We start from the raw sequence: 24121 nt of genomic DNA, 5'->3' as shown, positions 1-24121 counted from the left end.
TCCACAGCGGCCTCGCACGGCGTAGTTCGTGCGGAATCGTTGTAAGCGCAAATTAATCCACTGGTCCGGTAATTGCGGACTCGTTGGGCAAGCCGGCGCGCAGCGACTGGCAACCCGCCCAGGAGTCACCATGAGCACGGATCACATCGTCGAAGCAGCGCCCGACAACGCACGAAATGACACACCCGACAGCGCACCCATCAAGCCGTACCGCAACGCGGCCGGCGGCTGGGGCTCGGTGAAAGCGGTGGCGACGATCCTCGTGCAGGAACATGTCGCGTTGAACGGCAGCCGTATCCTCGCGCAGCAGAACAAGCCTGATGGCTTCGCCTGTGTGAGCTGCTCATGGGCCAAACCCGCGGACCCGCACCTCTTCGAGTTCTGCGAAAACGGCGCGAAGGCGACCGCGTGGGAAATCACCAGCAAACGCGTCGATGCCGACTTCTTCGCCGGGCATACCCTCAGCGAATTGCGCTCATGGAGCGGTTTCGAGCTCGAATCGCGCGGTCGGCTGACCGCGCCGATGCGCTGGGATCCGGTCACCGATCGCTACGTGCAGACCACCTGGGAACATGCGTTCGGCGAAATCGCCAGCGAACTGCAAGCGCTCGATCCGAATGAAGCGGTGTTCTACGCATCGGGCCGGGCGTCGCTGGAAACGTCGTACATGTATGCGCTGCTCGCTCGCCTGTACGGCACCAACAACCTGCCCGACAGTTCGAACATGTGCCACGAGAGCACCTCGGTCGGCTTGCCGAAATCGATCGGCGTGCCGGTTGGGACCGTGCAGCTCGAAGACTTCGCGCATACCGACTGCATGCTGTTCTTCGGCCACAACACCGGCACCAACGCGCCGCGCATGCTGCATCAGTTGCAGGATGCGCGCAAGCGCGGCGTGGAAATCATCACCTTCAATCCACTCAAGGAGCGCGGACTGGTCACGTTCGCGAACCCGCAGTCGCCGCTCGACATGCTCACCCCGGCCGACACGCGGATCAGCACGCAATACCATCAGGTGAAAATCGGCGGCGACGCGGCGGCGATTGCCGGGCTCTGCAAGCTGCTGATCGAATGGGACGACGACGCGCAACGCAACGGCACGCCACGTGTGCTCGACGCGGCGTTCATCGCTGAACATACCCACGGCTTCGACACCTTCGCCGACGCCATGCGCGCCACCTCATGGGAAGAAATCGAACAGCACGCGCAGCTCAGCCGCGCGGCTCTTGAAAGCGCGGCACATGTGTACGCGAAAGCGAATGCCGCGATGGTGTTGTACGGCATGGGCATCACGCAGCATCGCAGCGGCGTGCACAATGTGCAGATGCTGTCGAACCTGCTGCTTCTGCGCGGCAATATCGGCCGGCCGGGCGCGGGCATCTGCCCGATTCGCGGACACTCGAACGTGCAGGGGCAGCGCACGGTCGGCATTACGGAAAAGCCTGAACTCGCGCCGCTCGACAAGCTGAAGCAACTCTATGGCTTCGAGCCGCCGCGCGACAAAGGCATGACCACGGTCGAAGCCTGCCGTGGCGTGCTCGACGGCAAGGTCAAAGCCTTCATCGGCCTGGGCGGCAATTTTCAGGTGGCGATTCCCGATCATCATGTGATGGACCCCGCGTGGCAGCGGCTGCGGCTCACGGTGCAGATCGCCACCAAACTCAACCGCAGCCATCTGCTGCACGGCGAGGTCGCCTATCTGCTGCCATGCCTCGGACGCATCGAGATCGACCGCCAGGCGAGCGGCGAGCAATGGGTCAGCGTGGAGGACAGCACGGCCTGCGTGCACGGCTCGCACGGACTCGCCGAGCCGGCCGGCAACATGCTGTTGTCGGAGCCCGCCATCGTCGCGGGCATTGCGAAGGCGCTGCTGCCGCGCGATCCGAAGATCGCCTGGGATGCGTGGGTGGACGATTACTCGCTGGTGCGCGACGCAATCGAACGCACCTATCCGGATCAGTTCAAGGACTTCAACCAGCGCTTCAGGCAACCTGGCGGGTTTCACCGGCCACTGGCGGCCTGCGAGCGCAAATGGAACACGGAAAGTGGCAAGGCGAATTTCATCGTGCCCGATACGCTCGACGAAGACGCGGACATGCCTTCGCTCGGCCCCGACGTGATGCGCCTGATGACAGCGCGCGGCGACAGCCAGTTCAACACCACGGTCTACGGTCTCGATGACCGCTTTCGCGGCGTGCACGGCAGCCGCAACGTGCTGCTCATGCATCAGGACGACATGACGAGGCGCGGCTTTGCGGAGGGCGACGCGGTGTGCATCTCCACCGTCTCGAACGATGACGTGACGCGCGAAATCGACGGCATGCATGTCCACGCGTTCGACATTCCGCCTGGCTGCATCATGGGCTACTACCCGGAATGCAACCGCTTGATTCCGCTCGCGCATCACGCGGAGTCGAGTCAGGTGCCGGCGTCGAAGTCGATCCCGGTGCGGCTGCGCAGATCGGCGGCGGTCGAGGATTTAGCGGCGTGAGCATGCTGAACGCACGCGCCGGCGTGTACCGGGGCGCCCTTCTTTGAATGCCGCGAAATTAGCAGGCGTGCCGTGGTGCCCGACACAAGCCGCCGATGCCCGCGCCCGCGTCAGAACTGATGCAGCATCCCGACATAAGCGCCGGTCTGCGATTCGCCGACCAGCGGACTCGTATTGCCCACCGCATCGCGCGGTGACGCTTCGAGCGAGAAATTCGAGTTGCTGCCGTTGCGCACGTAGCCCACGGTGCCGTACAGGAAGGTGCGCTTCGACAGGTTGTAGGTCGTGCCGAGCACGTACATCATCGCGTGACCGGACGGATCGTGCGCGGCATCGCCCGAGCCGTCGCCGACCTTCACGTAGAAGCCGCCCGCCGTCATGGCCCAGGCCGGCATGAAGTTGTAGGTGGCGCCGAGCCAGTAGTGATCGGCAGAGTCGGCGACGCCGACCGGCGAATCAGGCGCCGAGTAATGCGTGTAGGCGCCCTGAATCTTCACCGCGTCGAAATGCACATTGGCGCCCACGAAATATTCGCGCGACGCCTGAAAGATGTTGCTGAAGCGGCCATTCATGTCGCGCAGTTCGTCGTAGATGCCACGCACGTCGAAGAGTTGCGAGTGATAGGTCAGCATGATGCCGTCCGAACGGCCGAATTCGCCGGCCGCGCCGCTGTTGAAGGCGCCCGCCTGATTGCCGAATGCATATTGCGCCTGCACGTCGAAGCCCCAGAACACCGGGCTGTGATACTCGACGTTGTTGCTGGTTTGCTGCCAGTTGCGTCCACGCACGAGCGAGGCCGACGAAAACGCCTGCTGCACGAACGGATCGAATTCCCACACGCCGTCGCTGTCGATAAACAGATTACGGCCGGCTTGCAACGTGCCCCACTGCCCGCTCTTCAACCCGACGAACGCGCGCCGCGACCAGAGCCGCCCGCCGCTCGTCGTGCCGTTCATGACCTGCAAACCGGTTTCGAGGTTGAAGATCGCATTCAGGCCGCCGCCCAGCTCTTCGTTGCCCTTGAAGCCAAGCATGCTGGTGCCCCAGTCGCCGCCTTCAGCGCTCCAGCGAGTCGAACTGCCACCCGCGCCATTGTTGATGTGATTCAGATATTCCAGGCCGGCGTCGAGGCGGCCATATAAGCTCACGCTTGTTTGACCGTATGCCAGCGGACTGGCCACTGCGAGAGCCGCTATTAATTTTGTATGTTGTCTCATTGTTTTGCCGTCAATTTTGTGTCGCGATATAGGGCAAAGACGACTGCGGATGCTTCAAAGCACGATCTGCGACAAAGACGTTTGTAAAACTACAGCGCTGGGTCCGTCGAACTATAGGCGTTACGTGCTTCACGAACCTGTTCGTTTGACGCAGTAACTATTTGCCGGCATACGCGCGACAAGGCCCGGTTGCAAATGGAATGGGAAGATCGAAAGCCGCTCAAGATAAGATAGTCGCTCATTCGGCCTCAGCCAAATTGCAATGCATGATTCGTTATTGACTATTCAACCTCTGCCATGAACGCGCCCGAACTGACCGAAGACGAAAACCTTGGCCTTTACCAGCGCGCAACGGAAAGCGGCGCGGAATGGTGGCGCGTGAGCGTGGCCGACCGGCCGGAAAACTATCGCCTCGAACATGGCGTCGACAACGGCGGCGGACCTGGCGCTGTCGACATCGATCTCGTGGTCGACGCGGAAAATCTGCGGGCGAAGCTGAAAAAATGGCGCCGCGAAGGCTTCGCGATCGATACGGACGACGCCGCGAGCGAGCAGTCCGCAGCCGGCCGCGTCGCCTTCATGCCCGAATTGCAGCGGGCCGCGTCGCGGGCTTTGGCCGCGAAACACCGGCGCCTGGAAGGCACGGGCGAGACCGTGCGCATCGGTCATGTGAACGTGCCTTGCGGCTTCGACAATCCGCTCGTGCCGCGCATCAACCCGGCCTACCTGTTCTCCGAGCGCTTTAACGACATTGTCGAGGACATCGTCGAGAACCGGCGCGTGATGCTGATCGGTCACACCGGCGCCGGCAAGACCAGCCTGATCGAACAGGTCGCGGCGCGTTCGCGTCATGGCGTGCTGCGCTCGAACATGAACGGGCAGACCACCGTCGGCGACTTCGTGGGCTTCTGGACCGTCAAGGGCGGCGAGACGATCTGGGTGGACGGCGTGCTGCCCACGGCCATGCGCGAAGGGCTCTGGCTGATCGTCGACGAAATCGATTTTGCCGAACCGTCGATTCTCGCCGCCCTCACCGCCGTGCTCGAACCGCACGGCCGCCTCGTGCTGAAGGAGAAAGGCAACGAGATCGTCGCGCCGCATCCGGCCTTCCGGCTGTTCGCCACGGCGAATGCGGTGGGCGCGATGAGTCAGTTCCGGCATCTGTATCAGGGCGCCAATCTGATGAACGAGGCGTTTCTGGATCGCTGGCGCGTGTATCTGCTCGACTATCTGACGCCCGCTGAGGAAGCCGACGTGCTGATCGCTACCCTCGCCCCGCACATGACGCGCGCGCTCGCCACCACGCTCGCCGCGATCGCCGCCGATTGCCGCGCGGCGTTCGCTCGCGAAGACCTCTCGAGCGCGTTCTCGACGCGGCGCCTGCTCGACTGGGCCGAGTTGATGCTGCGCACGGGCGATCCCGAGCGCGCCGCCGGTCCGGCCATCTACGCGAAGGTGAGCCCGGAAGACGCCGCGTTGATTCGCGGCATCGTGCGCCATCACATCGCGCCGGCTCCTGAAGCGTGAGCGCGATGCACGCAACGCGCGACACCCGCGGCTTCGCCTTCGAATCCACGCTCAGCAAGGTCGCCCGCGTGCTGACCGGGCAATACGGCGTGACGGTCGCGTTCAGTCCGGACGGCCCGCGCGTCGAGCCCGGCCGCATCGTGATTCCCGACTATGAGTTGAACGGCGAGGTCGAGCGCGATGTGCTGATCGGCTATCTGGATCTGCTGGTCGCGCGCGCCAAGCATGCGTCGCTCGCGCAACTCGACGCGCTGCCCTCGGGCGTCGCCGCGAATCTCGCGCAAGTGATCGAAGACCGCCGCGTGTGCGGCCAATTGCTCGACGAATATCCGGGCGCGCGCTGGTTCATCGGCAAGCTGCGCCTGCATGCGGCCGAGCGTGTGCGGCAGCGCTGGCCGAAGCTGCACTGGCGCGACCGGCTGGTCTGGCTGGTCGAACGCTCGCTGTGGGATGAACCGCCCACCCGGACCGAAGCGAGCCATTCGCTGCTCGCCGCCTTGCATGCCGCGCAGGATGTGCTGCACGAAGCGCGCGCGAGCCGCTCGACCGCGCAGAGCATCGCGGCGGCGCAAGCGCTCGTGGCGCGCGTGCGGGCGCTATCGGCTGGCGAGGCGAACAGCATGGCGTTCACCGCGGATCCGCTCGAGGACATCGATACGGACACGGCCGCGGCATCGTCCGCGCCGCTCGACGACGATGACAGCGTCTTGCCCGATCAGGACAGCGCGAATTCGCCGCCGTCCGATCGAAGCGGTGGCGCGCAGGCGGATGACGCGGTCGGCATGGGTCGATCGCTGGCGGACGCGCAGCAGCCGTCCGCGCATTCCGCCGAAAGCGAAGCTGGCCATGCAAATACGGAAACATTGAAAGCGGCGCTGTCGATTCCGCTCGCCACCGAATTCGACGACATCCGCGATCTCACAGGCCAGGGCGATAGCGTTGCCTGGCGGGAACTGCGGGCCCAGGCTCGCGCGGACACCGCGCCGCTGAAGGAAAAGCTCGAACGCGCGCTGAGCGCCGACGAGCGCACCCGCTGGCGTCGCGAGCAGGAGCGCGGCGAGATCGATCGCACCGCGCTGGCGAAGCTCGCGACCTCGCCCGGCTATCGCACGCCGTTTCGCACGCAGCGGCCCGCCAAGGGACGCGATGTGGCCGTGACGCTGCTGATCGACCGCAGCGGCTCGATGGCCGGCCGCAAGATCGAACTCGCACGGCAATGCGCGGCCGCCTTGTGCGATGCGCTGACGCAGCTGTCGTTCGATTGCGAAGTGCTCGGTTATTGTTCGGTCGAATCGGCGTCCATGAAGCAGCTCTACGAGCGGCAACTCGCCGCCGGCGCGGATCTGCGGCGCTATAACCGCTTCGTCGAACGGCTCGATCTGAAGGTCTACAAGCGCTTTGGTGCGACGGACCTGAGCGGGATCGCCGCGATCGACTGCGGTCACGAAAATCCGGACGGCGAGGCACTCGCCTGGGCCGCCACGCGCCTTGCCGACCATCAGGCCGAACGGCGCATCCTGATGATGTTCTCCGACGGCTATCCATCGACCGGCGACGGCGATCCGCAGGTTTTACGCCGCGATCTGCGCGAGCGCGTCGCGGCCATCGGCAAACGCGGCATCGAGCTGGTGGGGATCGGCGTGCTGACCGACGCCGTGGAGGACTTCTATCCGCACAACGTGGTGGTCAGCCGACTCGCCGAACTGCCGTCGACGGTGTTCTCCGTGTTGAGTTCGATGCTGCTCACGCGTTGAAGCCGGCACTCACGCCGACTGTGGCTTGAACGGATACTGTTCGATTGCACCGCCGCGCGCCACCACCGCCGTGCTCTCGGGAATCTCTTGCCACCAGCCCGGCAAATCCGCGAGCGGCTCGGACAGCACCAGAAACGCATTCTCGCCGGCCGCCTCGATACGTGGATCGTCGGGATACAACGCGTGCAGCTGACGAAACGAGCTGCTGTGAAAGAGCGAGCGCGACTGCCCTTCGCTCGAATAGCGCACCGCGACGATCTGCTCGCCGTCGGTCGCGCACACGGTCATGTTCAGCGGTTCATCCACGCCATGCTTGTGGGCGGTTTCCTCGACAAAGGCCACCATCCGCTCGAGCGCGGTGACCGGCGCCAGCTCCAGGCCGAAGGTGAGCGCGAGGAAAAACATCACCTCGGAGTCGGTCGAGCCTTCGATGGACGGGAACAGCTCGGGGTCGATGGCCACCATCAGATCGCGGCGCACGGACGGATAGTTGCGTATCAGGCCGTTATGCGCGAAGAGCCAGCGGCCATAACGGAACGGATGACAGTTGGTTTCCTGCGACGGCGTATCCGTTGCCGCGCGGATGTGCGCGACGAACAGCGGCGCGCGGATCGCGCGGGCGGCTTCACGCAGATTGCGGTCGCTCCACGCCGGCTGGATGCAGCGGTAGCGAAACGGGATGTCGGTCGGATGGCCGTACCAGCCGATGCCGAAGCCGTCGCCGTTGGTGGTGGTCTGGCCGAGCCGCGAATGCAGACTCTGGTCGATCAACGAGTGTCTGGCATTGAACAGCACCGTTTCGAGTTGAATCGGGTTGCCTGTATAAGCGAGCCAACGGCACATGAGGTTCTCTCCTGTCGCGCGGTTATTTGACTACCGGCTGCATCGTGGCGATCGGAATCAGGAATTCGGAGAAGCCGGTCAACATGATCTGCACGCCGATGCACAGCAGCAGAAAGGAAGATACACGCATAGCGACCTTGGTGCCTTCCACGCCGAGGTACCTGGCGAAAATCACCGCGCGGCTGTAGACCAGGTAAACCGTGACAGCCACCGCCAGCGAGATCACCACCGACGCGATGCTCGAAATCACAAACTCGGAAAGCTTATGCGTGCGGTTCGCCGTCAGCGCGACGGCGGTGGCAATCGAGCCCGGCCCGGTGGTCAGCGGAATGGTGAACGGAAAAAACGCCTTCGACATCGCATTGTCCGCATCCACCCGCTTGACCGCCGGCTGCTCGGCCGGCTGCGTGTCGGGCGCGTTGAGCATCTGCCAGCCGCCCACGGCGACGGCGAGCCCGCCGCCGATACGCAACGCCTCTATGGAGATGCCGAAGAAATGCAGGATCGGCGTACCGATGAAAAACGCCACCAGCAGCACGCACATCACATTGATGGCGATTTTGCGGGCCAGCGCGGTGCGCTCTTCCGTGGTCAATGAAGCGGTCCGGTCCAGGAAGACGAACGCAATGCCGATCGGGTTGATGATGCTGATCAGCCCGGTAAAGCCAAACAGAATGTCCGAGATCAGACTTTCGACCATATGCGTTCCGTGTCGAGCGGCGGTTCGGGTCACTCCACTGCACACCCGGCATGCGCGCCATGTTGATGAAACCGGACTCTCTCCGGCGATCCAGATGATGCCCGCATTGCGTGGCGAGATGATATCGCGGCGCGCCAACCCAAGCCGTAAAAAAGCTGGCGCCACAGGGCACGCCCGCGGCGCGCCACGCTGCGCGCACCGCCTTGCAGCGCAGCAACCGACCCCGTACATGATGCGCCCGCAACTTTCAGAAAGCCTACACTTTTTTGACCTGCTTTACGGGACCAAAGTATCCGGCATACAGTCCCCAGCGAAGCCGCACTTTCAACGAGACGTACTTACCGGTTCGAGGAGCTGCCCCCATGTTGCTTCGTGTACTTGCCGCGCTGCCGTTCATCGGCATTCTGCTCGGTGTTCCGTTTGTGAATCGTGTCGAGCCGCTGATGCTCGGCATGCCGTTCGTGCTGGCCTGGATCGTCATGTGGGTGGTGCTCAGTTCGATCATCATGGCGATCGTCTACCGTCTGGATCCGTCCAACCGTCAGCTCGCCGCCGATGGCGAGGAGGCTAGTTCATGAGCGCACTCATCATCATTGCTGCGATTACGCTGTTTGCGCTTTACCTGGGCGTGCGCGCCAAGCGCGGCCACGACATGAGTCTCGAGCAATGGACCGTGGGCGGACGCAGCTTCGGCACCGCCTTCGTGTTCCTGCTGATGGCAGGTGAAATCTACACGACCTTCACCTTCCTCGGCGGCAGCGGCTTTGCTTATGGCAAGGGCGCGCCGGTCTACTACATCCTGGCGTACGGCACGCTCGCGTACATCCTTTCGTACTGGATGCTGCCGCCGATCTGGCGTTATGCAAAGAATCACCGCCTCGTCTCGCAGCCGCACTTCTTCACGCGCAAATACGACAGCCCGGCGCTCGGCACGCTCGTCGCGCTGGTCGGCGTGGCCGCGCTGATTCCCTACCTCGTGCTGCAACTAAAGGGGCTGGGCATCATCGTGGCGACGGCCTCGTACGGCGCGATTTCATCGACGGCGGCCGTGTGGATCGGCGCCTGTGTCGTGACTGCCTATGTGATCGTCTCCGGCGTGCGCGGCTCGGCGTGGAATTCGGTGGTCAAGGATCTGCTGATTCTCGCGATCGTGCTGTTCCTCGGCATCTATCTGCCGCTGCACTACTACAACGGCTTCAGCGACATGTTCCGCGCGATCGACGCCGCGCGCCCCGGCTTCCTGACTTTCCCGGCCAAGGGCTCGAGCGTGACGTGGTTCCAGTCGACCGTGCTGCTGACGGCGTTGGGCTTCTTCATGTGGCCGCACACCTTCGGTTCGATTTTCACCGCGAAGGACGAACGCATTTTCCGCCGCAATGCGATGGTGCTGCCGCTGTACCAGCTGATTCTGCTGTTCGTGTTCTTCGTGGGCTTCGCGGCGACGCTGAAGGTGCCGGGTCTGAAGGGCGGCGATATCGATCTGTCGCTGTTCCGCCTGTCGTTGCAGACCTTCGACCCATGGTTCGTCGGCGTGATCGGTGCGGCCGGCATCCTGACCGCGCTGGTGCCGGGCTCGATGATCCTGACCTCCGCGTCGACGCTGCTCGCCAACGACGTGTATCGCGGCATGGTGAGCCGCAACGCGTCGGACGCCACGGTGGCGAAGCTCGCGCGTATTCTCGTGCCGGTGGTGGCGCTGGTCGCGGTCGGCTTCACGCTGCAAGGCGGTGAAACCATCGTGGCGTTGCTGCTGATGGGTTACAGCTTCGTGACCCAGCTTTTCCCGGCCGTGATCTGCAGCCTGCGTCCGAATAACCGCGCGACCAAACAAGGCGCATTTTGCGGGATTCTGGCCGGCGTGGCGGTGGTGGCGGTGACGACCACCATGCACCTGAGCATCGGTCAGCTGATGCCGTTCCTGCCCGATGCGCTGAAGGACATCAATATCGGCTTCCTCGCGCTGGCGGTGAATATCATCGTCTTCGCGGCGGTGAGCGCGGTGACGCAGCCGCGGCCGGTCGAGCAGACGCAAGCGTCGGTGAATTAACTCGGGCTTTCTTCTTTTGGGAAGTGGATGAAGGGGTTGCCGCTTCGGTGGCAGCCCTTTTTTATGCGCCGCGTCAGCGGCTGGGATCGAAAGTCAAATCCGCACACGAATGAGAAAACGTTTCATGACGGGCACGTTGCCGCGGCGCGCTATGCTATGCGGCATCTCAACGTGTCGTGGAGTTGCCGATGCAGCCGCCCGTTCTCCGAGTCGCCCGTCCTACTAACGATCTGCACAAGGTCGCCGATTTCTATACTCGGGGATTGGGTTTCGAAGTCCTGGCACGCTTCGAGAATCACGACGGCTTCGACGGCGTGATCGTCGGGCGGCGGGACTGCCCGTGGCACATCGAGTTCACCCACCAACACGGCGTGACTGTCGACCGGGCGCCGACCACCGAGCACCTTCTCGTGCTTTATCTTCCCGAACGCGATGCATGGAGTGCGGCCGTCGAACGGCTCGAAGCGCTCGGCGTGACGGCGTGCGAATCGGAGAATCCTTACTGGGACCGTCAGGGCAAAACGTTCGAAGATCCGGACGGGTATCGGATCGTTTTGCAGAATGCGGCGTGGGGATAGACGGCGCGCTCTGACCATCGCCCTCGCCGCGCTCCCTTCGCGTTTGCGCATGGGCATGCACCGGAAACGGCGGTAGACTGTCCGCCGGATCGAAACTGGACATCAACCCTATGCACAGCGATTCCACCCCTTACGTGCTTTACTATTCACCCGGCGCGGCGAGCATGGCCGTGCACTGGATGCTGATAGAACTGGGCGTCGCGTTCGACGCCCGATTGATCGACATCGACGCGGGGCGGCAGCACGACCCGGCGTATCTGCGGCTCAATCCTTCGGGACGCGTCCCCACGCTGATGGTCGACGGCGCGGCGCGCCACGAATCGGCCGCGCTGCTGATGCTGCTGGCCGAGCGGCATCCCGATGCCGCGCTCGCCCCCGAGCCGAACTCCGTCGATCGCGCCGCGTGGTTCGAAATGATGGTCTATCTCGCCAACACGATTCTGCCCGCCATGCGCGACTGGTTCTATGCGGACTCCGACGGCGACCCTGCCGGCGCCGAAGCGGTTCGCGCGCTCGCGTGCCGTCGGCTCGAAGGAGCGTGGGACAAGCTCGATGCCCATCTCGGCGAAAGCCATGACTATCTGATCGGCGACAGGCTCAGCACCGCCGACTTCCTGGCCGTCATGTTGATGCGCTGGACCCGCAACATGCCGCGCTCCGCGCTCGGCTGGCCGAATCTTGCCCGCTATATTCAAAAGCTACGTGCGCGGCCGTCATTCATCGAATTGAATGCGCGCGAAGGACTGACCGAATGGCGTAACCCGGACGATTGACGCGCGTTCGATCAAGTTCGTGCAGGCGCCCGTTCGCTGCAGCCGCACTCGCGTATGCCGCCTCTCGTCGTGCGATTGCGTGTCGCGGCCGCCTCGCCATGCAGGCGTCAGTTCGGCCGCTTGCCGATGATCACGATGCCGCGTGAAATTCCGCTCACGCTATCCACCGCCAGCGCACCCGCGTACAACTGCGCGACCGGCACCCACACGGCCGGATATTTGTAGCGCGCCACGTCGAGCAGCAACGCGCTGTCGCTCGCCGAGTCGTAGGCGGCGAGCGGCGACCAGTGTCCGCCTCCCGTCTCGCCGATTTCCACCCGCCTGAAATTCAACAGCACGAAGCGATCGTCGTGGCCCGTGGTCGCGCGCACGAGATCGCGAAACTGGCCGAGCGACAGGTCCGCCGCGTGGTATTTCCTGACATCGACCGGAAAGGCATTCAGTGCGCTGCTGAGCTGATCGAGCGTCATGCCCTCTTGCGAGACCCGCGCGGCGTTGGCCACCTGTGGATCGATGCCATGAAAGAAATCTTCCTGCGAAAAAAACGGGAAGTCGGGGTACTGGGACGACTGCGGCCGGCGGATGCCCAATGCGTTGAGCGCCATGACCGAGGTCGCGACGGAGCAGTAGGCTTCGTTGCGCTGGGTTTCGAAATACTGTGAGAGCGGCCAGTACGACTGGTTGGACGCGGCGCTCGTCAGCCGCTTCTGGCCGGCCGGCTGCGCCAACGCGACGAGGTTCGGCGGCACTGGCAGCGGGCCGTCGGCCGGGCGTGCGGTGGCTTGCGCGTCGGCCCGGCTGGTGGGCTGAACAGCGGGCTGAATAACAGCGGGCTGACCTGCGGCCTGGCTGGTGGCCGGCGGCATCGGCGCACAGGCGGTCAGCGCCGCGGCCACGACGGCGACGATCCACTCAGGCTGGCTCAAGCGCCGTGCGGCGCGCATCAACGAATCTCTGGACATGGATCTTTCCGCTGTGGATGAACCCGGAATGACTGCGGCTGTGTCGTTGCATAAATCGGCACGCGCCGGCGAGCCTTGATTTTGTAACACGAAACAAAGTTCAGCGTGCGCGACGGTGCACGAGCTTCGCCCCGCGACGCGTGCTTCTCACCTACAACGCCGCAGCATTTTTCAACCGACTCTCGCCAATCACCGTCGAACTCAAGCCCACGCAAGCGCTGATCTGAACATGACAATCCAGTCACCCTGCATCGACATTTGCAAACTCGACGGCAAAACAGGTGTCTGCCTTGGCTGTCTGCGCACGCGCGACGAAATTCGCGCGTGGAAGACGATGAGCGATGACCTGCGTCGAGCAGTCATCCATGAACGGCCAGACCGGGAAGTGATGCTGAAAACGCAAACGCAAGCGATGCAAGCGACAGCAGAGACGCAAACGCCTGAGCGCACCGCTCAGTCAGCCTGAGACGTAAACGCGTAACCGTTCTTGCCGCCGCGCTTGACGCGATACATCGCGTCGTCCGCCGCGGCCACGAGGCGCTGGTAATCGCTGACGAGATCGGGATAGCTCGCAATGCCGATGCTCGCGCGCACCATGCCGATACCCATCTGCTCGTCGGTCTCGACAACGCACGCGATGAGCCGCTGAGCGATCTCGGCCAATTTGTCCCCAGTCGAATATTCTCGAATCAGCACCGCGAATTCGTCGCCGCCAATGCGCGCGACAACATCCCCTTTGCGCACCGACTCGCGAAACGAGTGCGACACCGCAATCAGGAATTCGTCGCCGACGCGGTGACCGAGCGTGTCGTTGACCTGCTTGAAGCCGTCCAGATCCACATACAGCACAGCGATCTTGCGAGGCGCCGAAGTGGCTTGCAGATTCGCTGCCGCCTCGTCCAGCGCGGCGAACAGCTTGCGCCGGTTCGGCAAGCCGGTCATCGGATCGTGCAACGCCGCGTACTCGAACTCGTGCGACTCGCCCGCGAGTTGACGATTACGTTTCGCGTACATGCCGAGCGCGGTGAGCAACATGCAGAACAGCAGCGCGGCAAGCGCGATCAGGACGTTCGCGACATGGGCAACCCGCAGGCGCACGTCGGCACCATCGGCATCGCGCTGGGCGCGCCAATACGGCGGGACCGTGGCAAGCAATGCATCGGCTCCGTTCAGGCTCGCGTCGGGTGTCAACGCCGACGCGGGCACCTGAGGCGCAGCGGACGGACTGGCATTGACCAATGCCGCGAGCGACTTCAGACGATCGGCGAGTTCGACGCGTGCGTGGCGGTAACCCTGCATTTGCGTTTGACTGTCGGCGGAGCGTTGCTGCCACACAGCGACCATCGCGCGAGCACTTTCCGCTCGCTCCGCCGCTTCGAGCACCAGCCCGGCGTATTCCTGCTTCAACTGATCGGAGAAGATCGTTCTGATCTGCAAGGCGAGATAGAGCAGGCCGACCAGCAGGCAAAGCAATGACGCGCCGGCCAGCACGGCGGGAGCCCGTCTGAAGCGGCTCATGAAAACGCCCTTTGAAGCGGCGCGCCCGGCACGGCGCCGCTCACGGATGGGAGTAGATGTCTTGCCGATTTGTGTTGCCATGTTGCCGATAGCTCACACGACGAAAGAAGAGCCCCATGCGGGCGAACAGATTGTCTTTGTGCTTCGCGCTTTCGGGAGCGGCGCGGCGCTCCTGAGACGTGGCGCGGCCATCTCTGCCCGGACGCGATGCGGCGAGCTGCTGCGTCGGCGCAGTGGTTGCGCTTGCCGGACGGCGAGGAGCGGCGGCGGGCGTCGCGGCGGATGCGGATGCGGGCGCGCGGGGTGCCGCATCCGCAACGACGTCAGCATGCGCCGTCGGCGCCTTGACCTGGCCGGTCCAGGACGCGAACCGTCCGCCCGCTTCCGGATCCGCGACGGCTGCCGATGCCGCCACCGTCGCGCTGCTCGTCGCCACTGCCGGCGACGGCTGTGGCGTCTTCGCCAGCACGGCCGCCGCCGACAACGCTGTCACGCTCGCGGATTTCGCCATTACAGCCGCGCCCGCCGATGCGCCGTTGCCGAGCGCTCGCCGTGCGCCAGCCATGGCTTCAGCGTACGCCTGCTGATCGTGATTGAACCAGACGCCATACGCCACCGTGCCCATCACGCCGATGACGAGCGCGCTGGCCGCCGCCACGCACATGGCGAGGCGGCCAAATCGTGGCGGCGTGGCGGAATTTGACAGACCGTTCATTTGTCCGTCGGCATCGGGGCCATCGAGGGCCGATGTTCGTGAGTCGATATCGTGGTACATCACAATACTCTCCGGAATCCTTACGTCTGACCTGGCGGCCGACTTTATTCACACGATTTTGCAGGTCGATGCAAAGCCGCTCGAAGAAATGTAACCCGCTCATCGCACGAAAACCACCCCGCAATGCTGCGCTTTAAACGCTCTCTTTGCGAGGCAGTTTTGCGCGGAAGAAACACGTAAAACGTTTCGCGCCGTGTGTAGCCACGCGCTATGTGCCTGAAGCGCTTCGCAGGAGCGTCTGGGCAAGCCGCGCAGGAGGCATCGGGCAAGCGGCTGCGGGTGGCGGCTACGGGTGGCTTGCCAATCATGCAACAACCACGCCCGAGCACAGCAGGCTTTTGACGTTTCGAGGAATGCGCTTTAAACGCAAGTGCCGTTCCTGATGGCCGCCGATGGGGCGGCATCTTCGACAGCGATCCGGCGGCCGCCTTCAGCCACATCGCGAAGGCGCTCCACCACTACTCGGATTTTTCCGGCGTATTCGCGTACTGTAGAAGCCGCTGAACGAATGGCTGAAACTGCCCGAGCCCGGCGCCCTCGCCTGGCTTGCCGCAAACCTGCTTACCGAGCCCGGAGACTGTCATGTCACGCACCATCATGTTTGCAAAAGCCGGTGGCCCCGAAGTGCTCGAATTCATCGAGACGCCAGTGGCGGCACCCGGCCCGCGCGAAGTTCGCATCAAGGTCGAAGCGATCGGCCTGAACCGCGCGGAGTCGATGTGGCGCCGCGACGCGTACATCGAGCCCGTTCGGTTTCCGGCGGGCCTCGGCTACGAAGCCGCGGGCGTCGTCGATGCGGTCGGCGCCGACGTCACGGGCATCGCGCCCGGCGACAAGGTCGACGTGATGCCGTCCTTCTCGATGAACCAGTACTTCACATATGGCGAAGTCATCGTTGCGCCGGACCATGCCGTCGTGAAGCATCCCGAGTCGCTCTCTTTCGCCGAGGGGGCATCGGTCTGGATGATGTTCGTGACGGCCTATGGCGCGCTGGTGGAAGACGCGCAAGTGACCAAGGGCGATTTCGTCATCGTGCCCGCCGCGTCGAGCAGCGTCGGGCTCGCGGCCATCCAGATCGCCAACTACGCCGGCGCAACGTCGATTGCGCTCACGCGCACTTCGGCGAAACGCGAACAACTACTCGCGGCCGGCGCCGCGCACGTGATCGCCACCGAAGAAACCGATCTGGTGGCGCAAGTCATGCGCATCACGGAGGGCAAAGGCGCGCGCGTGGCGTTCGATCCGGTCGGCGGTCCGAGCTTCTCGAAGCTGCTCGCGGCGCTGTCGTTTCAGGGCATCGCCTACATCTACGGCGCCCTGAGCGAAGACGTCACGACACTGCCATTGCTCGACATGATCGCCAAGGTGCTCACCGTGAAGGCCCACAACATCTGGCTGACAAGCGGCGATGCCGTGCGCCGGAAGGCGGCGGTGGAGTACGTGCTCAAAGGTTTCGAGAGCGGCGCGCTCAAGCCGGTGATCGACCGCACCTTCAAATTCGACGACATGGTCGAGGCGCACCGCTATCTGGAGAAGAACGGCCAGTTCGGCAAGATTGTCGTGACGGTCTAGGCGGGCCTGGCGGATTCGGGCGGTTTGTAGCGGTGCCCCTACGACGCGCCTATTCACTGCACGGTAATGGTCTCCTTCATGTTCGGATGGATGCCGCAGAACACTTTGTAGACGCCGGGCTTGTCGAACTTGAACTGGTAGGTGTCGTTCTGGTCGAGCGCGGCGGAGCGAAACATGCCCGCGTCGTTCACGACGGTATGCGGCTCGCCGTCGAGGTTTTTCCAGGTCACCGTCGAACCGGCTTTGACCGTGAGGTCCATCGGCGAGAACATGAAGTTCTTGATGACGACCGCGTTCGGCGTCTGCGCTCGCGCCACGGAAAACCCGGACGATGCGGCGAACAACGCCGAACTTGCGGCCATGGCAAGCAAGGCGCGACGAAGAGTACTGGTTTGCATAACTGGTCTCCTGCGATAAAAAGAACGGACTGTCAAACGAGCGTCGTGTCGTCGAGCGTGGCCTTGAGGGGATGCCGCGCGATCTTGATGCTGGTCACACCGAGCATTTTCGGGAGCTGGTCGCTGGCCACCGTCAACGGTCCGGGGCCCGGGCCGTTGCCGGCGGTTGGCTGCGGATAAGCCGTCGAGCGCGCGGTATGGAAGGTGATGTTGCCCTCCACTTTCGACACGATCTGATGAATGTGGCCGTTCAACACGGTCACCGAACCGAAGCGTTTCAGGTAGCTCATCGCCTGGCCCGCATCGCCGGTGCCCCAGCCCCACGGCTCGTAGATCGTCCACATCGGCATGTGTGCGAACACGACGATCGGCATGCTGGACGAGCGTCCTTTCAAATCGTTTTCAAGCCATTCGAGCTGCTCGTCGCCGAGCCCGCCCAGGCCGTTCGGCTTAAAATGCATCACGTTGACGAGGCCGACGAAATGCACGCCCTGATGGTCGAAGCTGTAATAGCCCTTGTTGTCCGAAGCCTTGCCGAAGCGGCTGAAGTATTCGGTTCCGGGGCCGTCCGTCACGTCGTGCTCGCCGGGCACCGTGTGCAGTTCCGTGATGTTCAGACCGGACATCAATTGGGCCGCGAGATCAAACTCCGCGGGCTTGGAAAGATGCGTGATGTCGCCGGTATGGATCGTCAACGCGGGCTTGACCGGCATCGCGTTGACGTACTCGATGGTCTGCTTCAGCGTGCCCGCCACGTCCGGATTGGCTTCCTTGTTAAAGCCGATATGCGAGTCGCTGATCTGCAGAAAAAGCGGCACACCCGTTGCTGCCGCGGACGATTTCCGGTCGGCGGCGAGCGCCAGTTCCACCGGCGTGAGAATGCCGCCCGCCAGAACGAACACGGTGCCCAGGCCACCGAATGCAAGACACTTCAGTGCGCCGCGCCGCGACGCGTCGAATGAATGATGTGACGACATGTTGACCTCACGATAAAGAGTCGCAGCCGAGCCGTGGATCATCCGGCGGCCCTCGCGAGTCGGTTCGTCAGGCATGACTGAGTTGGCGCTGGTTTTATTCCAGCTTCGATCCAATGTTTTGAAGCGGAGGGGAGCCAGCCGCGCGCAGCCAGTCGCGGCCTGCTTCGCCCGATGCCGTAAATACTTACGCTCCCGCAGTGCGGCGGCTCGATTCGGCGCGGCACATGAAGTGCCAATGAAACAGCGGCCCGCATCGCTGCATCACGATGCGGGCCGCCGAACTACCCAACCCTGCCGCTTATTGGCGTTGCTGCGCCTGTGGCTTCAGTTTGAACTTACCCTGAAAGCGGATCGTCGGACGCTGCGATTGCGTGGTCGGCGCCGTCATCAGCAATTGACGCGCGAGCGGCGCGGCCGCCGGACTCAGCGAGCCAATGCTGGTGACGCGCGACGGGTCCGCGAGACCGTTGTTCACCAGCAGCTTCGCCTCGAGTTGCAGACTGGTCAGCAGGACTGGATCCTTCAGCGCGTTACCCTGCGCGAGCAACTGGCTCCACGCGCTGTTGCTGTAGTTGGTCACGTAGTAGTCGAGACCACTCGGATCGGCGAGCACCGCGGAACACCCGTTCAGACGCACCTGCGTTTGCGTGTCCTTCATCGCCAGCGTCTTGTGTGAAGTCAGGCCATCGCCATACGCGAGCGTCAACGGAATGGTCCACTGCGTACCCGGATACTGATTCTGATTCGGGAACGGCGACTGTTTCAGCGTAACGACGGTCTGATTGGTGGTCAGATCGCACTGCGTATCGAGCGAGATCAGCGGCACCCCCGTTTGCCGCACGAAACTGTCGCCGATCGCCACCATCGGCTGGCCGCTCGCCTTCGCCAGTTCGTCCCACAGACGCTTCGGCGTGACGTTGCCCAACGAATAGTCCGCGAGATACGACTGCAACCCCTTGCGCATCACTTCTTCGCCGAGGTAGTTTTCCAGCATCTTCAGCACGTGACCGCCCTTGTCGTACGTAAAGGCGCTCGCGCTCAGCACGAAGTCGTTCGACGCCCAGCCGTTGAAGTTCGGCTGCACCGGGAACGCGGTGGACTTCAGGTCCGCATTGATCACGGCGTACTTGTTCTTCACGTCGTCGACCCAGCTGAAACGGTCCGGGAAGAAGCGCACCTTGGTCTTGTTCTCGAAGAACGTCGCGAACGACTCGTTGAGCCAGACGTCGTCCCACCAGTCGAGCGTGACGAGGTCGCCGAACCATTGATGCGCGGCTTCGTGCGTGAGCACCGTCACGCCGTAGTCGGACATGGTCGTGCCCGGCGCCGGCAGAATGTCGTCGGCGAATTCGAGAATGGCGCCCCAGTTCTCCATGCCGCCGAAGTTCAGGTCCTTCTGCTCCTTGAACGCGTCGTTGGCCGCGATCGTGTCGAACTTGGTTAGCGGCAACGGAATGCCGGTGTAGCGGTAGTAGTAGTCCAGCGCCTGCTTGGTCTGCTGCATGGCCGGTTTGGCCCAGTCACGCATGCCGGGCGGCGTGAAAATGCGCAGATGCAATCCCTTGCCGTCGGGCAGCGGGCTCGTGAAGTCGTCTTCGAGAATGTCGAACTGGCCGCCGCCGAAGAACAGCAAATACGACGGCATGGGCGGCGTTTTCTCGAAGGACACCAGCTTGTAGCCGCTATCCACGTTCACCGCAGGTTTCTCGGCCGCGTTCGAGACGACGTTCCAGTTCCGCGGGACCTCCGCGCTGACCTCGTAGGTGGGCCGGAAAGCCGGCTCGTCCCAGCCCGGGAACCACTGCCGCGCCAGGTTCGATTCGCCTTGCGTGAGGATCGCGCCGCTCGTCGTGCCGTCGGTCGCCTTGAGATCGACGCGGAACACGCCTTCGGCCGCGGAGCAACCCGGATAGGGATCGTCGCCGCAACTGCCGCCGGTTTTGGCGATCGGATCGTCATAGGTCTTGAAGTTGATGATGCCGCTCCACTCCATGTGCAGCGAGTAGTTGCCGGCGGCGATCTGTCCGCTCACGGGGCGCAGTTGATAGAAATCGCCGTCGTCCTGCGGCGTGGCGATCAACGCGATGTTGCCCGGCTGAAGCGTGATCGTGCCGTTGGTGAACTTGACCCGGTGCCCGGCGATGGTGATCGCGTTGACGGCCTTCTGCACCTTGATCTGCACGTCGGCGCGGCCGTCGAAGGAAGACAGTGCGGGGTTGGGCCGGAACCACAGCTTGTAGTTGACCGGCGTGACCGTGTCGGGCAACTCGACCGGCGGCACCGTCTTGTTGATCGATGTGTCCGCCACGACTGGCGTGGCGGGCGGGGCCAGCGCCACTTCGGAGGCGCTTGACGCCGCCTCGGGCGCCTGCCCGGATTTGCTCGTCAAGGAAGACGAGCGGTCGCCGCCGCCGCATCCCGCCAGAACCGCAATTCCGGCTAGTGCAAGGCACTGCATCTGCAATCGGAAATTTATACGCATGATTAATCCTCGACTGACAATATCGGCAAAAGAAAGTGCGTTGAGTGCTTAAGCTGGTTTTCTCTTTTTTTCAGCGAAAAAGGTCTCCCGCACTAGCACCGAATTGCTAGCGAGAACATAGGGACGTGTTGACGCCTCAGCACTTGCGGCTGATTTTAGAATTGCGTCACACGTCTATTACAATGCTTTCAAAGCGAAAGTCTGGGCCATATTTCCTGGCCTTCATTCGATCGTCCGGCTGACCGGCAAAGCGGCGGCTTACCTGCGTCTCCGGGCAGGCGGATTAAGGTGCATTAAACCGAGGTCAGTTTTCGACGACAGTGCGTAGCCTAGTTTGGCAAACGTTCCCGTGTCAACTTCCTTTCACAATCTTTCTTTATCTCGTGCTTTGCGTATGCAAACCGAATGGCTTCAGTAATGGACCGAGTTAATCCTCTACGAATCGCAATATCGCTTGCGACTACGGAAAACTTTATTTTTCATTGCGCGGTATCGTGCTAAGGCGCAACGGCACGAGCGAATAACCTCGACCGAGGTATTAATTTGAACTAGCTGGAGAGTTCACAAAAGAATAACCGCGAACAATACGCGAAAAACGATCGGCTAGCCATTCAGCGCTGCCACGATTCGCGCGCACATCGCCTTGTCGGGTAACGGACCCGAACCGGCCCGAACGTTGTCCGCCATGTATTGCGGACGCCCGGTGCCTGGAATCACCACCGTCACTGCCGGCTGCGCGAGCACGAACTTCAGAAGAATCTGCGCCCAACTCGTGCAGCCGATTTCCGCGGCCCACGCAGGCAGCGGCGTTTTGCCGACGCGTGCCAGCAGGCCGCCGCCACCGAAGGGCTGATTGATCACGACGCCGATTCCCAACTCCGCCGCGAGCGGCAAGATGCGCGCGTCGGCGGCGCGGTCGTCGGCGGCGTAGTTGATCTGCACGAAGTCGGGCTTGTCGCTGCGCATGACGGCCGCGACATCGTCGAAAGCACTCGACGTGTAGTGCGTGATGCCGATATAGCGAATCCGGCCGCGCGCTTTCCAGTCGCGCAGCGTGGCGAGTTGCGTGCGCCAGTCGAGCAGGTTGTGCACCTGCATCAGATCGATCCGCGGCTGCTGAAAGCGGCGCAGCGATTCTTCCATTTGTGTGATGCCCGCCTCGCGTCCTTCGGTCCAGACCTTGGTGGCGACGAAGGCTTTGTTGTGCGCGTTCAGTTGCGTGAGCAGTGCGCCGGCGACGGCTTCCGACGAGCCGTACATCGGCGATGAATCGATCACCGAACCACCGGCTTCGAACAGAATGCGCAGCACGTCGGCGAGTTGCGCGCGGCCGGCGGGATCGTTGCCGACATCGAAGGTCCGCCATGTGCCGCAGCCGACCACGGGCAAGCGTTCGCCCGTGGCCGGAATCACGCGTTGCGCCATGCGTGGCAGCGGCGTGGTGGTGGGTTCGGTTTGCGACTGGGGCGTTGGCGTTGGTGTTGCCGTTGGTGTTTGGCCCGCCGCCAGTCGCGGCAATGCGAGCGACGCCGACAAGCCGATTGCGGTACTGCGAGCCGCGCGGAGGAAACGGCGTCTGCCGGAAAGCTCTACAGCGGTTTTCGACGAAAGTGCCATGACGTGCCCTCGATTCGCGCGCAATACGGTGACTCCGTACGATACGGGAAATCGGCACAGCACGTTGGAGTCGCACAAGGCGCAACACGCAACACGCACTAGCGTATAAAGTGCCCGCAAACCGGCATGCTGCCCAGCCGCGCGATCAACGACGATTGTTCTCCGCCACCGGCCACCGCGAACCGATCCGCAGCCGTCGCGGACCCCGCCGCGGCGCCGATCGCGATAACCACGATCGCAATCCGTCGCAGCCACCCGCCGCGGCCGGCGAGCGACCCCGACACGCTGCGCCAGCTGGCCAGTAAGGTCATGGTGAGTGCAACAATCGCGCAGCACATGACTCCTCCTTCACGCGTTCGCCGTGGCGCGTTCCTGCCGCTTGGGAAACGGATTGCGCCATGCGTCGATCGCGTTCAACTGATCGTGCCAACGCACCACTTCCGCAAACTCTTCAACCGGCATCGCCGCGCTTCTTGCATACGGTAACGCGATGCCGACCGAGAAATCCGCGACCGACATGTCATCACCCAGCAGCCACTTGCGTCCCTTCAGATGCTGGTTGAGCACGGCAGCGTGCTTGCGGAAAAACCCTTGCGCTTCGGCGACCTTCGAGGGGTCGGGCTCGCCGAGCCCGACCCACGGTTTGATCAGGTATTCGAAGTAAAGCGCGCCGGCATGCCGGAGCAGATGTTGGCTATTCCAGCTGAACCAGCGCACGATTTCGATCTGCTGCTGCGCGCCGCGCGGCCAGAGTGGGGATTCCGCGCGCTGCGCAAGATGGCACAAGATCGCGTCTGCTTCCCAAACGATCTTCTCGCCGTCGACGAGACAGGGCACCTTGCCGTTCGGATTGATCGCCAGATAGTCCGGCCGGGTCTGCTCGCCCTTGGCCAGGTCGACAAAGGCGTAGTCGATTGGCAAGCCTAGATATTGCGCCAGCGCGCAGGATTTTCTGGGAGACAGCGTTTCAGCATAGTAAAGCTTCATGGTCGACCTCAGTATGCGTTGACTTCGGTGGAATGTGCTTCATTCAGTTTCGCTTTCCAGCTCGGCAATCAGTGCGTCCAGCTTCTCGAATGCACCGCTCCAGCCGGTTTGATGACCGTCGCGCGCGGCCTCATCGAAGAACTGCGCGTGGGTGAAATGCAGCTCGGTGCCCTCTTCGATCGAACGAAACCGGATCGTCACCAGCGACCGACGCTCAGGCAGCGTGACCCACTCCCACGTGAAGACGAGCTTGCGGTCCGCTTCGACTTCCTGATACTCGCCGCGGCAGTCGTGCGTTTCGCCATCCAGCGTCTGGAACACTACGCGGAAGCGGCCGCCCACGCGCGGATCGGCTTCGGCGCTCAATACCGGCCCGGCGTCCGGCCCCCACCAGCGCGCCATGAGTTCGGGCCGCGTCCATGCTGCGTAGACTCTTGCAGGTGGCGCCTTGATGCGCCGCACGATGGTCAGGCTGGGCTTTTCATTCATTCGTCGTTCCTCTCAACAAAATCGGCGAGCCGGTCGAGACTTGCGGACCAGAAGCGTTCGTAGCGTCGCAACCACGCCATTGCTTCTTCCATCGGGCCGGCAACCAGTTCGACCGAGACGGTTCGGCCACTTTTCGTGCGCGCCACCAGACCCGCGTCGCTCAGCACGTCGAGGTGCTTCATGACGGCGGGCAGTTTGAGCGGCAACGGACGCGCGATTTCCGTGACCGACAGACCGGGCTCGCGCTCGAGACGCGCGAGGATGGCCCGCCGCGTGGGATCCACGAGGGCGGAAAACGTACGATCGAGTTGACTGACTGGAGACTTTACCATATGGTGAACTATAGGCCGTGAACTCCGGGAGTCAAGGTTTTTTGCGAGCGACTCCGTGAACCCGTAGGCCGCTTCGCACTGT

At 63.1% G+C, this 24121-nt stretch carries 23 protein-coding genes; 9 read left to right on the top strand and 14 right to left on the bottom strand.

Annotation, left to right across the window (positions count from 1 at the left end):
• Window positions 1-130 precede the first annotated feature (130 nt).
• The gene (locus tag RI103_RS26110) at window positions 131-2491 is read left to right on the top strand and encodes an FdhF/YdeP family oxidoreductase (protein ID WP_310818506.1); all 2361 of its coding nucleotides are present in this window, start codon (window positions 131-133) and stop codon (window positions 2489-2491) included.
• A gap of 110 nt (window positions 2492-2601) precedes the next feature.
• Here the strand turns inward: RI103_RS26110 and RI103_RS26105 are convergent, their stop codons facing one another.
• Window positions 2602-3708, bottom strand: a complete 1107-nt coding sequence (locus RI103_RS26105; protein WP_310818505.1) for a porin — start codon at window positions 3706-3708, stop codon at window positions 2602-2604.
• A 297-nt stretch (window positions 3709-4005) separates the two neighbouring features.
• Here RI103_RS26105 and RI103_RS26100 point away from each other — a divergent pair, with 297 nt between their 5' ends.
• Complete coding sequence (locus tag RI103_RS26100; protein WP_310818504.1) at window positions 4006-5235, top strand: AAA family ATPase; 1230 nt, start codon at window positions 4006-4008, stop codon at window positions 5233-5235.
• Window positions 5236-5240: 5 nt separating this feature from the next.
• Complete coding sequence (locus RI103_RS26095) at window positions 5241-6989, top strand: cobaltochelatase CobT-related protein (protein WP_310818578.1); 1749 nt, start codon at window positions 5241-5243, stop codon at window positions 6987-6989.
• A gap of 9 nt (window positions 6990-6998) precedes the next feature.
• Here RI103_RS26095 and RI103_RS26090 read toward each other — a convergent pair whose 3' ends face one another.
• Both RI103_RS26090 and RI103_RS26085 read right to left on the bottom strand, forming a co-directional pair.
• On the bottom strand, window positions 6999-7832 hold the full coding sequence (locus RI103_RS26090; protein WP_310818503.1) for a class II glutamine amidotransferase: 834 nt from the start codon (window positions 7830-7832) through the stop codon (window positions 6999-7001).
• A gap of 22 nt (window positions 7833-7854) precedes the next feature.
• A complete protein-coding gene (locus RI103_RS26085) occupies window positions 7855-8532 on the bottom strand; it encodes a MarC family protein (protein ID WP_310818577.1) in 678 nt (225 codons plus the stop codon).
• A gap of 362 nt (window positions 8533-8894) precedes the next feature.
• On the opposite strand from RI103_RS26085, the gene RI103_RS26080 reads away from it, so the two are divergent.
• The 4 genes from RI103_RS26080 to RI103_RS26065 all read left to right on the top strand — a co-directional run bounded on the left by RI103_RS26080 (window position 8895) and on the right by RI103_RS26065 (window position 11930).
• Complete coding sequence (locus RI103_RS26080) at window positions 8895-9110, top strand: DUF3311 domain-containing protein (protein WP_132377278.1); 216 nt, start codon at window positions 8895-8897, stop codon at window positions 9108-9110.
• Window positions 9107-10579, top strand: coding sequence for a sodium:solute symporter (locus RI103_RS26075; RefSeq protein ID WP_310818502.1), 1473 nt, complete (start codon window positions 9107-9109; stop codon window positions 10577-10579). The genes RI103_RS26080 and RI103_RS26075 overlap by 4 nt, the downstream gene beginning before the upstream one ends.
• Before the next feature lie 188 nt (window positions 10580-10767).
• Window positions 10768-11157, top strand: a complete 390-nt coding sequence (locus tag RI103_RS26070; protein WP_310818501.1) for a VOC family protein — start codon at window positions 10768-10770, stop codon at window positions 11155-11157.
• Between the two features lie 110 nt (window positions 11158-11267).
• Window positions 11268-11930 (top strand): glutathione S-transferase family protein, encoded by a 663-nt coding sequence (locus RI103_RS26065; protein WP_310818500.1) that lies wholly within the window; start codon window positions 11268-11270, stop codon window positions 11928-11930.
• A gap of 107 nt (window positions 11931-12037) precedes the next feature.
• Here the strand turns inward: RI103_RS26065 and RI103_RS26060 are convergent, their stop codons facing one another.
• Window positions 12038-12892: a phytochelatin synthase family protein gene (locus RI103_RS26060; RefSeq protein WP_310818499.1), complete on the bottom strand. Its 855-nt coding sequence runs from the start codon at window positions 12890-12892 to the stop codon at window positions 12038-12040.
• Window positions 12893-13121: 229 nt separating this feature from the next.
• Between RI103_RS26060 and RI103_RS26055 the strand changes: the two genes are divergently transcribed.
• Window positions 13122-13358 (top strand): DUF1289 domain-containing protein, encoded by a 237-nt coding sequence (locus tag RI103_RS26055; protein WP_310818576.1) that lies wholly within the window; start codon window positions 13122-13124, stop codon window positions 13356-13358.
• Here RI103_RS26055 and RI103_RS26050 read toward each other — a convergent pair.
• Together RI103_RS26050 and RI103_RS26045 are read right to left on the bottom strand one after the other, a co-directional pair.
• Complete coding sequence (locus RI103_RS26050) at window positions 13346-14410, bottom strand: GGDEF domain-containing protein (protein ID WP_310818498.1); 1065 nt, start codon at window positions 14408-14410, stop codon at window positions 13346-13348. The genes RI103_RS26055 and RI103_RS26050 overlap by 13 nt on opposite strands.
• Window positions 14411-14450: 40 nt before the next feature.
• Window positions 14451-15125, bottom strand: a complete 675-nt coding sequence (locus RI103_RS26045) for a hypothetical protein (RefSeq protein ID WP_310818497.1) — start codon at window positions 15123-15125, stop codon at window positions 14451-14453.
• 642 nt (window positions 15126-15767) lie between these two features.
• Between RI103_RS26045 and RI103_RS26040 the strand changes: the two genes are divergently transcribed.
• Complete coding sequence (locus RI103_RS26040) at window positions 15768-16757, top strand: zinc-dependent alcohol dehydrogenase family protein (protein WP_310818496.1); 990 nt, start codon at window positions 15768-15770, stop codon at window positions 16755-16757.
• 53 nt (window positions 16758-16810) lie between these two features.
• Here the strand turns inward: RI103_RS26040 and RI103_RS26035 are convergent, their stop codons facing one another.
• The 8 genes from RI103_RS26035 to RI103_RS26000 all read right to left on the bottom strand — a co-directional run bounded on the left by RI103_RS26035 (window position 16811) and on the right by RI103_RS26000 (window position 24039).
• Window positions 16811-17155, bottom strand: coding sequence for a cupredoxin domain-containing protein (locus RI103_RS26035; RefSeq protein WP_310818495.1), 345 nt, complete (start codon window positions 17153-17155; stop codon window positions 16811-16813).
• A gap of 32 nt (window positions 17156-17187) precedes the next feature.
• Window positions 17188-18132 (bottom strand): metallophosphoesterase, encoded by a 945-nt coding sequence (locus RI103_RS26030; RefSeq protein WP_310818494.1) that lies wholly within the window; start codon window positions 18130-18132, stop codon window positions 17188-17190.
• A 298-nt stretch (window positions 18133-18430) separates the two neighbouring features.
• The gene (locus RI103_RS26025) at window positions 18431-20614 is read right to left on the bottom strand and encodes a M1 family metallopeptidase (RefSeq protein WP_310818493.1); all 2184 of its coding nucleotides are present in this window, start codon (window positions 20612-20614) and stop codon (window positions 18431-18433) included.
• Between the two features lie 603 nt (window positions 20615-21217).
• A complete protein-coding gene (locus RI103_RS26020) occupies window positions 21218-22231 on the bottom strand; it encodes an aldo/keto reductase (protein WP_310818492.1) in 1014 nt (337 codons plus the stop codon).
• A 98-nt stretch (window positions 22232-22329) separates the two neighbouring features.
• Window positions 22330-22569 (bottom strand): hypothetical protein, encoded by a 240-nt coding sequence (locus RI103_RS26015; RefSeq protein WP_310818491.1) that lies wholly within the window; start codon window positions 22567-22569, stop codon window positions 22330-22332.
• A gap of 10 nt (window positions 22570-22579) precedes the next feature.
• Complete coding sequence (locus RI103_RS26010) at window positions 22580-23218, bottom strand: glutathione S-transferase family protein (RefSeq protein ID WP_310818490.1); 639 nt, start codon at window positions 23216-23218, stop codon at window positions 22580-22582.
• Window positions 23219-23257: 39 nt separating this feature from the next.
• Entirely contained in the window at window positions 23258-23707 is a 450-nt protein-coding gene (locus RI103_RS26005; protein WP_310818489.1) for an SRPBCC domain-containing protein, read from the bottom strand.
• The gene (locus RI103_RS26000; RefSeq protein WP_310818488.1) at window positions 23704-24039 is read right to left on the bottom strand and encodes a metalloregulator ArsR/SmtB family transcription factor; all 336 of its coding nucleotides are present in this window, start codon (window positions 24037-24039) and stop codon (window positions 23704-23706) included. The genes RI103_RS26005 and RI103_RS26000 overlap by 4 nt, the downstream gene beginning before the upstream one ends.
• Window positions 24040-24121 lie beyond the last annotated feature (82 nt).

Origin of the sequence: Paraburkholderia sp. FT54, from assembly GCF_031585635.1 — a bacterium.
In the GTDB taxonomy this organism is placed as follows: Bacteria; Pseudomonadota; Gammaproteobacteria; order Burkholderiales; family Burkholderiaceae; genus Paraburkholderia.
Note: the sequence above shows the minus strand (reverse complement) of the source record. Positions and strands in the feature narration are given on the sequence as shown.